This is a genomic window from Actinocatenispora comari, assembly GCF_017312725.1.
Classification (GTDB): domain Bacteria; phylum Actinomycetota; class Actinomycetes; order Mycobacteriales; family Micromonosporaceae; genus Actinocatenispora; species Actinocatenispora comari.
Genome location: NZ_BOPO01000150.1, coordinates 178,280 through 191,189, shown reverse-complemented (window position 1 = coordinate 191,189; position 12,910 = coordinate 178,280). Strand labels below are relative to the sequence as shown.

The following is a 12,910-nucleotide window of genomic DNA, read 5'->3' as shown; positions in this document are numbered from 1 at the left end:
CGCTGTCCCGTACCGTCGCCCGCCGGCTGGCGCGACGCCGAACGCTGCCCGGTGTCGCCGCCGGGGTGCTCGCTCGTCGCGGCCCGCTGCCGGCCGCGGCCACCGCGCCGCCGGCCACGCCCGGCCGCGGGCTGCGACCCGGCGGTGTCGGGGCCACCGGCGCTGCCGGTGCGGGCGTCCTGCGCGAGGGTCGTCGGGTCGATCAGCGTCCGGCTGCCGGGCACGATCGTGGCCAGCATCGGATGGTCGGCCGAGGTGACGCGGGTGGTCGGCGCGGTGATCCGGGCCGCGCGCAGCAACTTGCGGACCTCGCCGGCCTGCTCGGTGTTGGTCAGCGTGACCACGGTGCCGGAGCCGCCGGCCCGGGCGGTGCGCCCGGAACGGTGCAGGTACGCCTTGTGGTCGGCGGGCGGGTCGGCGTGGATGACCAGCGCCACGTCGTCGACGTGGATGCCGCGGGCGGCGATGTCGGTGGCCACCAGCGCCGCCACCCGGCCGGACCGGAAGTCGTCCAGGTTGCGGGTACGGGCGTTCTGGCTCAGGTTGCCGTGCAACTCGGCGGCCGGCACGCCGTTCCGCTGCAGCTGGCGGACCAGCGCCTTCGCCCCGTGCTTGGTGCGGGTGAACACGACGGTGCGGCCCGGCGCGCTGGTCAGGTCGACCAGCACCGGCAGCCGGTGCTCGCGCTCGACGTGCAGGACGTGGTGGGTCATGGTGCTCACCGGCGACTGCGCCGAGTCGGCCTCGTGCCGGGCGGGCTTGGACAGGTACGCGCGGACCAGGGTGTCGACCTCGCGGTCCAGCGTGGCGGAGAACAGCAGCCGCTGCCCGCCGGCCGGGGTCTGGCCGAGCAACCGGCGTACGACCGGCAGGAACCCGAGCGCCGCCATGTGGTCGGCCTCGTCCAGGACGGTGATCTGCACCGAGGAGAGCGTGCAGTGGCCCTGGCGCATCAGATCTTCCAGCCGGCCGGGGCAGGCCACCACGATGTCGACGCCGCGCCGGATCGCGGCCACCTGCGGGCCCTGGCCGACGCCACCGAACACGGTGCGGGAGGTCAGCCGGGCGGCGGCGGCCAGCGGCTGCAGCGCCTCGTCGATCTGGCCGACCAGCTCCCGGGTCGGCGCCAGGATCAGCGCCCGTGGCGCACCGGGCTTCGGCCGGGCGCCGCCGGACAGCCGGGCCACCAGCGGCAGCAGGAACGCGAGGGTCTTGCCCGAGCCGGTACGGGCTCGGCCGAGCACGTCGCGCCCGGCGAGCGCGTCCGGAATCGCCGCGGCCTGGATCGGGGTAGGGGTGTGGATGGTACGGGAGGTGAGCACCTCGGTCAGCCGCGCGGGCAGGCCGAAGTCGCTGAACGAAGGAGACAAGAAGTTCGCCATCTGTGCGGATGTCCCGCCGACAACCGGAACCCGAGGGACTCGGCCGGCCAGGCGCGGAGCAGATCCTCCGAACGAGGTCCGGATGCTACGACGCGCCGACAACTCGCGGCAGGAGCTCAACGAGCTGATGCATCGATCATAACCGTTGTGGATCTCGCTCGCCGGACGCCGGACACCCGGCACCCGGCGAAGACGCGCCGGAAACGAGTCACCGGACGCGAATCCACCCAGGCGGCAGTGGCCAACCTCACCCCATCGACGGCCGAGCGCCGGGTCTGCGCGACCGGATGCAGCGGCTGCAACTCACCCGCCGTCGCCTCCCCGTCACCGCACGGCGCGCGAACCCGGCGCCGGCAGCCGGAAGATGCGCCGCCGGACCGCATCGAGCAGCGGCGTCGGAAGCCGCGCCACGGTGGCGAGCAGCCGCGCGTCCTTGCCGACCAGGTAGTGCGCCCGCGGCCGTGCCGAGGTCAGCGCCGTGAGCACCGCGGCGGCGACGACGGCCGGTGGGCTGCCCGCACGCTCCCGGGCGAGCGCCGTGTCCATCATGGCCCGGTACGAGTCGGCGTACAGCTCGCGCTGGTCGGCGGGCAGGGCCGCGAGCACGTCGTCGGTCTCGTGCCGCATCTTGTCGACGGCCTCGGTGTGAATGCTCGCCGGTTCCAGCAGCACCACCCGGATGTTCCAGGCGGCCAGTTCCAGCCGGAGCGAGTCGGCCAGCGACGAGACCGCCCGCTTGGAGGCGGCCAGCGCCCCGCCGAACGGGATGGCCAGCCGGTTGCCGATCGATCCGATCACCACGATGCGTCCGGGCGCCCGGCGCAGCAACGGCAGGAACGCCTGGGTCACCGCGACCTGGCCGAAGACGTTCACGTCGAACTGCCGGCGCAGCGTGTCGACCGAGATCGATTCCAGCGGCGCGGAGACGCCGATGCCGGCGTTGTTGACGAGGCCGTCGAGACCGGCCGGCCCGACGTGCCCGGCGACCAGGTCCGCGGCCGCGGCGAGCTGGTCGGCCGAGGTGACGTCGAGCCGCAGCGGGGTCAGCTCGCCGCTGCCCGCCGCCTGCCGCAGCGACTCGCCGTCCGCGTCGCGTCGCACTCCCGCGTAGACATGGTGACCGGCGCCGGCCAGCCGCAGTGCGGTCGCCCGCCCGATCCCGGACGATGCCCCGGTGACGACCGTGTGCGTTCGGGTACAGCTCACGGGCCCTCCTCGTTCGGTTCCTCGGTGAGGTGCTCGGGTCGTGCCGATCGGCCGACGTGCCCGACTGTGCCACCAGTCGTACCGCGTTTCAGCCCCGTCGGCGCGCCGGCTGGAGCGGACCACCACCGGGCGGCGGAGGCATTCCACGGTGATCGACCCGCCCGGGTCGACGAAGACCGCAGGTCAGGGATCGCGGTGCCGGAGCAGCAGGCCGGCGAGCACCAGCGCGCCGGCGGCCCAGGCGGCGACGACGCCGATGCCTTCCCACGGCGAGATCGGCAGGGCGGAAAGGTTGGTGGTGGCTCGGATGCCGAGCCCGGCGGTCATCGGCGCGAGCTGTTCGACGTGCCGTCGGAGCGGGTCGCTCACCGCCTGGGCGAGCAGCGTCGGCAGGTACAGCACGGCGAGCACCACGCCAATGGACACGGCGGTGTCCCGCACGGCGGTGGCGATACCGAGAGCCAACAGTGCGACCAGTACCAGGTAGACGACGCTGCCGGTGGCGGCACGCAGTGCCGGGCCGTGCGTGATGGCGCCGAGTACGGATCCGGACCCGGCGGGCAGCGCTGCTCGCCCGGCGAGCAGCGAGCCTGCGACGGCGACCGCTCCGGCGACGGCGGTGAGCGCGGCGACGGTCGTCGCCTTGGCGGCGAGCACGATGATCCGACGCGGCATCGCGGCGAACGTGGTGCGCACCATGCCGGTGCCGTACTCCTCGGCGACGGCGAGCACGGCGAGCACCACGACGACGGCCTGGCCGAGGTCGATGCCGGTCAGGGCGAGCGCGGTGGTATCCACGACTCCGCTGCCCGCCGACTGGTGCGTGCCGGCCACGACCGCCACGCCGACACCGATGGTGGCAACCGCGGTACCGAGCAGCAGCCAGGCCGTGCTGGCAAGGGTGCGAAGCTTGGTCCACTCGGCGAGCAGCGCGGCACTCATGCGTCCCGCCGCTGCAGCGTCAGCCGCGCGGCGCCGAGCGCCACCGCGACGTAACCGGCGAGTACCAGCAGCCCGGCCCAGGGTGGCAGCGGGTAGTAGCCGTTGGCGAACGTGTAAGGGTAGTCGACCAGCGACGATCGGGGCAGTACGCCGAGCACCGAGAACGCGGCGGCCGGGGTGACGCGAAACAGCCACGTCTCGGCGGTCCCGGGCAGGCTGGCGCCGATCAGGTACGGCAGGACGAACACCACGACCCCGGCGGTGACCGCGCCGGCGCTGCGCCGCAGCATCACGCCGAGGGCGAGCACCGCGACCGCGACGAGCGCGGTGACCAGTCCGCAGCCGACCACGACGCGCGACACGGTGCCGGGGCCGGCGGGGAACACGTAGACGCCGTTGCCGGTCAGGATGTGGTCGCCGACCGGCATGGCGACGGCGGCGGCGAGGGCACCGATCGCGAAGCCGACTCCGCCGATCACGATCGCCTTGGCGGCCAGTACCCGCCCCCGCTTCGGCGTGGCGGTGAGCGTGGTGCGGATCAGCCCGCGACGGTACTCGCCGGTCACGAACAGCGCGGCCAGCACGATCAACACGACCGAGCCGACGAGCAGGCCGAGCAGCAGGCTGCTCGCGGCGGTGTTGGTGCCGAGCACGCCCTGCACGACCGCGGGCGCGATGTCGCCGGAGCCGGTGAGTACGGCGGTGTCGCCGGTGCTGCGGGCGCCGCCGGCGGCGAGGATCGGGTAGAAGTCGGCCCGGCTCGTACCGACGGCACGGCTTCGCCAGCCACCCCCGGTGGCGCCGGTGACGGTGAGGTGCCGGAACCCGGCGGTGGCCTGGGTGGGTCGACCGGTCTGGCCGTGGAACGAGACCGGCGAGGTCACGAACAACCCGACCCGCACGGTGTCGGGCAGCCCGGCCAGGTGGGCGACGCCCACCTCGTGCCAGGCGACGCCGTCGGCGGACTCGTAGCCGGTGATCGTGCCCGCGTGCCGGGTCAGGCGCAGCCAACGCGACGCCGCGGGGGCGCCGCGGCCCGGCCGGTCGTGGGTGTAGTCGTACTGGAAGCGGATCCCGTGCCGGCCGGTGGCGAGCACCGCCGCGTACGACGATCCGGGCGTGGTGTCGGGGGTGAGCAGGATGCCGGCCTTGGCCCAGTCGGCCAGCCCCGGACGCGTCGCGGACGGCGACGGGGCGACGTTCACCGGGTTGGTGGAGACCCGCCCGGTGAACGAGGCGAGCTGTGCGGTGAGGCTGCCGTCGCCGGTGAGCGGGCGGCTCAGGTACCGGTAGCTGTCCGCGACCGCCTCGCCGCCCGGCCCGGTCGGTACGCGCGGGTGCCCGCTGCGGCACGTCACCCCGGTGCCGGTGCAGGTTCCGCTGTGGATGCCGTTGGCCACCAGGTAGGTGAGCAGCACGCACAGCAGCCCGGCCACGCCGAGGCCGATCAGCCAGCCGCGGACGGTACGAAACTTCACCCATTCGGCCCGCAGTGCCGAGCGAAGCCCGCCGTCGCGGTCCCCGCCGGGCCGCGTCGGTGCCTCGACGGCGCTCATCGGTCCTGCTCCCGGTCGAGGACCGCCCGGTACTCGGACTCGCCGGAGGTGAGCCGCAGATAGACGTCCTCCAGGCTCGCCCGCTGGCTCGTCACCTCGGCGAACGGCACGCCGGACCGAGCCAGTACGGCCACGATGCGCTGCGCGTCGGCCCCCGTCACGGTGACGGTGTCGCGGGCCGCGACGGTCGCCGCCAACCCGTCGCGCCGCAACGCCGCCGCCGCCTCGGCCGGCTCGGCGGTCCGCAGCCGGACCCGGCCGCCCGACTCGGCGGCGACCAGTTCGTCGACCGGCGCATCGGCCACGACCCGGCCACGCCCGACGACGACCACCTGGTCGGCGGTGCCCTGCAGTTCGCCCATCAGGTGGCTGGACACCAGCACCACGCGGCCCTCCGCGGCGAGCGAGCGCAGGAACCGGCGGATCCAGATGATGCCCTCCGGGTCCATCCCGTTGAACGGCTCGTCCAGGATCACCACCGGCGGATCGCCGAGCATCGCGGCGGCGATGCCGAGCCGTTGCCGCATCCCCAGCGAGAAGCCGCCCGCCTTGCGGCGCGCGGCGCCGGCGAGGCCGACCAGCTCGATCACCTCGTCGATGCGACGTACCGGCAGCCGCTGCGACCGGGCCAGCCACAGCAGGTGGTTGCGGCCGGTCCGGCTCGGTTGCAGGGCGGCCGCGTCGACCAGCGCACCCACGTGCCGCAGCGGCCGGCGCAGCCGCCGGTACGGCACTCCGCCGACCAGCGCGCGCCCCTCGTCCGGGGTGTCCAACCCGAGAATCACCCGGATGGTCGTCGACTTGCCCGCGCCGTTGGGCCCGACGAAGCCGGTCACCCGGCCGGGCGACACGGTGAAGCTCATCCCGTCGAGTGCCTGGGTGGCCCCGAATCGCTTGCGCAGTCCGGATACTTCGATCCTCTGCTCGGTCACGGTCTCGGTCCGTTCGGTCGTCGGCTGGGTCACCGATGGTTGTACGGCCCGAGCGGTCGCAACCGCGTCGCGGCCGCTGATACCCGGTTGCGACCCGGTAGCGGGGATGCTGAAGCCAGTGCACGAGTACGGACCGGGTCACCGGCAGCGGAGGTGAGCGTCGATGAGGGTGCTGGTGGTCGAGGACTTCGAGGTCCTGGCCCGGTCGATCGGCACCGGGCTGCGCCACGAGGGGATGGCCGTGGATGTCGTCCTGGACGGCACGGACGCGCTGGAGCACCTCGCGCTCACCCGCTACGACGTGGTCATCCTGGACCGGGACCTACCCGGGGTGCACGGCGACGACGTCTGCCGCCGGCTGGTCGCGGACGGCGCCGACAGCCGGGTGCTGATGCTCACCGCGGCCGGTACGGTGCAGGACCGGGTGGAGGGCCTCGATCTCGGGGCGGACGACTACCTGCCCAAGCCGTTCGACTTCGCCGAACTGGTCGCCCGGGTCCGCGCCCTCGGCCGCCGGGCGAGCCCCGCCGTACCGCCGACGCTCGGCTACGCCGACCTCAGCCTCGACCCGGCCCGCCGGACGGTCACCCGGGCGGGGCGACGGCTGGACCTGAGCCCGAAGGAGTTCGCCCTGCTGGAGTGTCTGCTCACCACTCCCGGCGTCGTCGTCTCCGCCGAGCAACTGCTCGAACGGGTCTGGGACGAGGCGGCCGACCCGTTCACCACGGCGGTCAAGCACACCATGCGGCGGCTGCGCGCCAAGCTCGGCGAACCCGCCATCATCCACACCGTCCGGGAGGGCGGCTACCGGATCGGAGACAGCTGATGAGCGCGACACGACGAGTGGGTGCGCTGCTTCGCGCCAGGCGACCGGTTCTGCGGGCGCAGCTCACGCTGCTCTACTCCGGGCTGTTCCTCGCGGTTCTCGCCGGGGTGCTGCTGGCCACCAACCTCCTGTACGGCCACACCGCGGCGCGTGCTCCCGCCGGTACGGCGCCCGGGACGGCCGACGCCAGCAGCCGGTTCGACGCCGGCCCGGCGCTGGTCGGCCTGGCCGCCGCGGTGGTCGCGCTGGTCGGCGCCTGGTGGCTCGCCGGCCGGTTCCTGCGCCCGCTGCACGCCATCACCACCACCGCGCAACGAATCTCGGCCACCAACCTCAACCAGCGCCTCACGGTTCGCGGGCCCGACGACGAGCTCACCCGGCTCGGTACCACGCTCAACGACCTGTTGAGCCGGTTGGAGTCGGCGTTCACCGCACAACGTCACTTCGTGGCGAACGCCTCGCACGAGCTGCGTACCCCGCTCGCGGGCCAGCGGACGCTGCTTCAGGTCGCCCTCGCCGACCCGCACGCCGACCTGGCGTCGCTGCGCGCCGCCTGCACGGAGGCGGTCGAACTCGGCGCGCAACAGGAGCGGCTCATCGACGCCCTGCTCGTCCTCGCCACCAGCGAACGCGGCATCGAGCACCGGGACCCGTTCGACCTCGCCCAGCTCACCGAGCAGGTACTCGCCGGCCGCCGCGCCGAGGCCGACGAGCGCGGCGTCCGGATCGACGCCGGGCTCGGCGCGGCCCCGGCCACCGGCGACCGGCGGCTGGTGGAGCTGCTCGTCGCGAACCTCGTCGACAACGCGATCCGGCACAACCAGGCCGACGGTACGGTCGAGGTCGTCACCGGCCGGGCCGCGGGCGGGGAGGCGACCATCGCGGTCCGCAACACCGGGCCCGTGATCGCGCCGGAGGACCTGGACCGGATCTTCCGGCCGTTCCAACGGGCCGGTGGGCCACGCCTCCGACACCGCGACGGTCACGGGCTGGGCCTGGCCATCGTCGCGGCGATCGCCGGTTCCCATCAGGCGACGCTCACCGCCCACCCGCGGCCCGCCGGCGGGCTCGACATCACCGTCGCCTTCCCGGCCGACCGCTGACCGGACGCTACCGGCGACCCGGATGCTTCGCTCCGTGCCACGACCGGCGGCCCCGGATCGTTGCGAGTGCAGACGAACCTCGGAATGTGCGCTAACTAGTCGCTAACTGTGTGACGCATAGCTTGTAGCGATGAACCTGCCCGCCGACCCGCTCGGCCCACGCGGCACGCCGACCGAGGTGGGCACCCGCCGCCCCACCGCCGCACGACCGGCTGCCGGGCGCCCGTGATCCACGTACCGAGCATGGTCCACCCGCTGGTCAAGTTGACCGGCACGACGCTGATCGCGATCGTCGCGGTGACCGCCGTTGCGCTGGTCGCCGGAGCGGTGCTGACCTGGCGGCGCTGGCGGCGGTGTCGCATGGTGCGCACCGTCGCGGCCCTGGCGTGCAGCCAGCTGTTGGTCGCGCTGACCGTCGGGCTGGCCGTCAACCAGCGCCAGGACTTCTTCTCCAGCTGGACCGACCTGGCCGGTGCCGACACCCCGCCGGCGGTCGCGCCCCGCGTGACGGCCGGCGCGATGGACGCCCGCGCCGCCGAGCACGCCCGCAACGCCGAGCCGGGACACGGCGTCGTACTGGCGTTCCGGCTGCACGGCGCGCGCAGCAAGCTGAACCTGCCCGCCCTGGTGTACCTGCCGCCGCAGTACAGCCTGCATTCGTGGCGGCAACGGCGGTTCCCGGTGGTGGAGTTCCTCGACGGGTTCCCGGGCCGGCCCACGCACTGGACCAACAGCCTGCACATCCAGACCATGCTGGACGCGGAGATCCGGGCCGGGCGGATGCCGCCGACGGTCGCGGTCTTCCCGACCCAGTCGACCGACCCGTCGACCCGGGACAGCGAGTGCGTCGACGAGGTACACGGCCCGCAGTACGCCACCTACCTCACCAGCGACGTCAAGCAGGTGCTGCGCCGGGACTTCCGGGTCCTGCCGGGGCGGTCCGGCTGGGGACTCATCGGGTACTCCACCGGCGGCTTCTGCGCGGCGAACCTGGCGCTGCGGCGCGGCTTCGGGTACGCCGCCGCGGCGAGCATCTCCGGCGAGTTCGCCCCGTACACCGGGCCGCGGGTCGACGACCTGTTCCACGGTGACCGCACCGTGCGGGAGGCCAACACGCCGACCTGGGTGGTCCGGCACGACCGGCACCTGCCGGCCATCGCGGTGTACGCGGCCTGCGCCCGGCCCGATCCCGAGCCGTGCCAGGAGGGCCGGACGTTCGCGCGAGCGGCGCGGGGCAGCCCGGTGAGCGTGCAGAAGGTGGAGCTGCCGACCGGCGGGCACAACTTCTACGTCTGGCGCGCGGTGCTGCCGGCGGCGCTGGACTTCCTGTCGGCACACCTGAGTCCACCGCTGGCGCCGGCTGCGGCACCGGGCCACCCGAAGACGGTGCTGCCGACGCCGGCACCCGCACCGACAGCGCGGCCGGTGGCGCACCGGTCCAGGCGACCCTAGGTCGTCTCCGGTCAGGTGCCGTCGATGCTCAGCGCCACCAGCGGCTCGGCCGGTACGCGGTCACGCTGATCGCCGGCGCGGGCCCACCGCGACGGCTCAGGGCAGTACCACCCGGGTGTTGGTGGCCGGGGTGAGGGAGTTCTCGCGCAGGTACGCGCGGCGCGGGGAGATGTCCACCGGCGCGGCGGAACGCGGCCGGTCCGCGGGGACCGCCTGCACCACGAGTTCCTGGATCTGCGCCGGCTCCACCGGCGTCAGGTGGATCATGCACAGCAGCTCGCCGCCGGCGCCCGGGATCGACCAGGTGACGTCGGCCGGGGTCGCCGCCGACACGATCTGCGGTGCCGGGCGCGGTGCGGCCAGCGGACCGATCTGCTCGATCAGCGCCTCGATGCCGGCGCGCCGCTCGGCCAGCGACCGGTCGAAGTCGACGTTGTCGGCGAGGATCCGGCCGGCCAGCTCGTCGTCCCAGGAGCGGATCAGCCGCTCGGCGTCGTCGCGCAGCCGTACCGTCTCCGGCCACAGCCGGATCGTCTGCGCCGGCACCCGGTCCCGGGCGAGGATGCGGCCCAGCGCCTGCTGGCACAGTTCCGACGGATTGCCGCGATGGCTGTTGGTCAGCACCACGACGCCGTTGCCGGAGTCGGGGTGCCAGCACATGAACAGCGAGAAGCCGGGCAGGCCACCGCCGTGGGAGACCAGCGTTCCGCGCTGCGCGTCGAGGGAGATGCGCAGGCCCAGCCCGTACCCGCCGACCTGGGGTTGCAGGCTGCCGTCGGGCTGCACGCTCAGCGACGGCGTGTCGACGATGCGTACCCGCTGCATCTCGCGGCGGGCGGCGCGGCTGAGGACGGCCACGTCGTCGGCGTGTGGTGCCCGGAAGGCGGAGCCGAGCCAGGCGATCCAGCGGGCGAGGTCGCGCACGGTACTCATGATGCCGCCGGCCGCGGCGAAGGCGGCCGAGACGTTGGGGGCGTAGGGAACCCAGTTCGCCTGCTGGTCGAGCGAGTAGCCGGTGGCGCGCTGGATGCCGGCGGGCGCGGCGTTGTCGAACCAGGTCGAGGTCAGCCCCAGCGGGATCAGCAGCTCGTCCCGGACGAAGTCCTCGATCGGGCGGCCCACGGCCCGGCCCACGGCGAGGCCGGCGAGCGTGAAGCCGAGGTTGGAGTACTCGTACTCGGCGCCGGGCACGTGGCTGTAGCGCAGCCCCTTGCCGACCTGGTCGAGCACCACGTCCACGGTGGCGTCGATGAACGGGTCCACCCAGGAGTTGTCCTCGGTCAGCCCACCGGACATGCTGAACAGCATCCCGAGGGTCGGCGGCGGGCACGGATCCTCCGGCGTGCCGGAGGCGGAGAACTGCGGGAAGTACGCGGTGATCGGATCGTCCAGGGACAGCAGCCCGCGCTCCTGCGCGAGCAGCGCCGCGGCGGCGACGAAGCTCTTGGACATCGACGCGATCGGGAAGACGGTGTCCGCGTCGGGTACCAGGCCGTCGTCGTTGGCGGTGCCGAAGCCGGCCGCGTGGGACAGCCCGTCGGCCGTGACGATCCCGTACGCCAGCCCCCGGGACTGATCGGCGGCCGTGTACTGCCCGAAGAACGCGTCCAGTTCGGTCGCGATCGGGGTGCGGATCAGCTCGTTCGACATGCCACGATCACCTTCGGTGAGGAGTGCGCAGGACACCAGGAGCGTACGCACACGAGGGAACGGCCGGCCTCTTTACATGAACGAAAATTACTGGCAAGTTCTGTTCGTCTGCACAAAAAGTTCGTCGAACGTCGGCCCTACCCTGCTGGCACCCCGATCTGAACGTCCAGGCCGGAACCCCGGCCGCGGCCCGCTCAGCTCAGTTCGCAACCGTCGACATCGCCGATGTCCCGACAGGAAGTTCGCATCAATGAAACGGTTAAAGACGCTGTGTGGTGCGGTGGCGCTCGCTTCGACCGTGGCACTGACGGCATGCGGCGGGTCGGGTACCGGCTCGGGCGTCGCGCAGTCCGGCGGCGATCTCGTGATGGCCCGCGCGGACGAGGCGACGAGCCTGCTGCCCTCGGTGCCCACCGACAACGCCTCGATCTGGGTCATCGAGGAGATCTACGACACGCTCACCGTGCCGGACCAGAGCGGCAAGAGCGTGCAGCCGTCGCTCGCGACCTCGTGGACGCAGTCGCCGGACAAGCTCAGCTGGACCTTCCACCTGCGCAAGGACGCCAAGTTCACCAACGGCAAGGCGGTCACCTCGGCGGACGTGAAGTTCTCCATCGAGCAGAACCAGAAGAGCGACGCGCCGTTCTCGTTCATCGACACCGTGATCACCAAGATCGACACGCCGGACGCGGCGACCGTCGTGTTCCACACCAAGAAGCCGTGGTCCCCGCTGCCGGCGGACATGGCGCTGTACGCGAACTCGATCGTGCCGGCCGACTACGGCGGCAAGTCCGCCACCGAGTTCGCCAAGCACCCGGTCGGGTCCGGCCCGTTCAAGTTCGCCAGCTGGTCGAAGGGCAGCAGCCTGAAGATCGTCAAGAACGCCAAGTACTGGCGCAAGGGCCTGCCGCACCTGGACTCGGTCACGTTCACCACGGTGCCGGACAGCAACACCCGGGCCACCCAGCTGGCCAGCAACCAGATCCAGATCAACGAGTACCCGTCGAACTCGAGCATCAAGACGCTGAAGGCGCAGCCGAACCTGACGGTGAACATGTTCCCGTCCAGCGAGATCGACTACCTGTCGATGAACGTGCGGCGCGCGCCGTTCGACGACGTCAACGTGCGCAAGGCGATCAGCCTGGCGATCGACAAGAAGGCGATCCTGCAGGCCGTGTACTACGGGCACGGCACGCTGGCCGGTGGCTTCCTCTCCCCGACCACCTGGGCGCACAACGCGTCGATCAAGCCGGTCCCGCACGACGTGGCGGCGGCGAAGGCGGCGCTGGCCAAGTCGTCGCACCCGCACGGGTTCACCACCACCATCATGGTCGGCTCCGGTTCGCAGGACTCGTCGAGCGAGGCCCAGCTGGTGCAGGGCGACCTGGCGAAGATCGGGATCAAGGTCAAGATCAAGACGCTGGATCCCAGCGCCGAGTCGACCGCCAAGCACGCCGGGAACTACGACATGGCGTTCGGCCTGTACACCACCGACATCGTGGACCCGGACGAGATCGCCCGGTTCGCCGGCACCTACGACGGCGGCTCCAACACGCTCTACTCCGGTTACAAGAACTCGAAGATGGACGCGCTGGCGGCCACCGCGAGCAGTTCGTCGCAGCAGAGCGAGCGCAAGGCCGCGTACGACAAGATGCAGCAGATCATCGCGGACAACGTGCCCTACATCCCGCTGTTCTACGTGCCGGGCATCTACTCGTACGGCAAGGTGAAGGGCTTCCATCCGGCCGCCACCGGCAACTACTTCCTTGAGAAGGTCCAGCTGACCAAGTGACCGTGCGGTCCGGGCCCGTGCGGGCCCGGACCGGGTCGGGGTCTTCTGCCTGAGCCGCAAGGAGGTTCA

Annotated in this window: 10 protein-coding genes; 4 read left to right on the top strand and 6 right to left on the bottom strand. The window is 72.6% G+C overall.

Annotated features, from left to right (window positions below):
* The 5 genes from NUM_RS36365 to NUM_RS36345 form a co-directional block, all read right to left on the bottom strand.
* The coding region (locus NUM_RS36365) for a DEAD/DEAH box helicase (protein ID WP_207129474.1) at positions 1-1,382 on the bottom strand (1,382 nt) is incomplete at its 3' end.
* A gap of 324 nt (positions 1,383-1,706) precedes the next feature.
* Entirely contained in the window at positions 1,707-2,588 is an 882-nt protein-coding gene (locus NUM_RS36360) for an SDR family NAD(P)-dependent oxidoreductase (RefSeq protein ID WP_207129473.1), read from the bottom strand.
* Positions 2,589-2,771: 183 nt separating this feature from the next.
* Positions 2,772-3,530 carry an ABC transporter permease gene (locus NUM_RS36355; RefSeq protein ID WP_207129472.1) on the bottom strand — a complete coding sequence of 253 codons (759 nt, stop codon included), beginning with the start codon at positions 3,528-3,530 and terminating at the stop codon, positions 2,772-2,774.
* Positions 3,527-5,086 carry a DUF1349 domain-containing protein gene (locus NUM_RS36350; protein ID WP_207129471.1) on the bottom strand — a complete coding sequence of 520 codons (1,560 nt, stop codon included), beginning with the start codon at positions 5,084-5,086 and terminating at the stop codon, positions 3,527-3,529. Before NUM_RS36350 ends, NUM_RS36355 begins: the two co-directional genes overlap by 4 nt.
* Complete coding sequence (locus NUM_RS36345; protein WP_225919073.1) at positions 5,083-6,018, bottom strand: ATP-binding cassette domain-containing protein; 936 nt, start codon at positions 6,016-6,018, stop codon at positions 5,083-5,085. Before NUM_RS36345 ends, NUM_RS36350 begins: the two co-directional genes overlap by 4 nt.
* Before the next feature lie 163 nt (positions 6,019-6,181).
* Between NUM_RS36345 and NUM_RS36340 the strand changes: the two genes are divergently transcribed.
* The 3 genes from NUM_RS36340 to NUM_RS36330 all read left to right on the top strand — a co-directional run bounded on the left by NUM_RS36340 (position 6,182) and on the right by NUM_RS36330 (position 9,399).
* On the top strand, positions 6,182-6,844 hold the full coding sequence (locus NUM_RS36340; RefSeq protein ID WP_207129470.1) for a response regulator transcription factor: 663 nt from the start codon (positions 6,182-6,184) through the stop codon (positions 6,842-6,844).
* A complete protein-coding gene (locus NUM_RS36335; RefSeq protein ID WP_207129469.1) occupies positions 6,844-7,947 on the top strand; it encodes a sensor histidine kinase in 1,104 nt (367 codons plus the stop codon). The genes NUM_RS36340 and NUM_RS36335 overlap by 1 nt, the downstream gene beginning before the upstream one ends.
* Before the next feature lie 243 nt (positions 7,948-8,190).
* A complete protein-coding gene (locus NUM_RS36330) occupies positions 8,191-9,399 on the top strand; it encodes an alpha/beta hydrolase (protein ID WP_207129468.1) in 1,209 nt (402 codons plus the stop codon).
* A 96-nt stretch (positions 9,400-9,495) separates the two neighbouring features.
* Here the strand turns inward: NUM_RS36330 and NUM_RS36325 are convergent, their stop codons facing one another.
* Positions 9,496-11,049 carry a serine hydrolase domain-containing protein gene (locus NUM_RS36325; RefSeq protein ID WP_207129467.1) on the bottom strand — a complete coding sequence of 518 codons (1,554 nt, stop codon included), beginning with the start codon at positions 11,047-11,049 and terminating at the stop codon, positions 9,496-9,498.
* A 298-nt stretch (positions 11,050-11,347) separates the two neighbouring features.
* On the opposite strand from NUM_RS36325, the gene NUM_RS36320 reads away from it, so the two are divergent.
* Positions 11,348-12,841 carry an ABC transporter substrate-binding protein gene (locus tag NUM_RS36320; protein ID WP_207129466.1) on the top strand — a complete coding sequence of 498 codons (1,494 nt, stop codon included), beginning with the start codon at positions 11,348-11,350 and terminating at the stop codon, positions 12,839-12,841.
* The last annotated feature ends 69 nt before the right edge of the window (positions 12,842-12,910 follow it).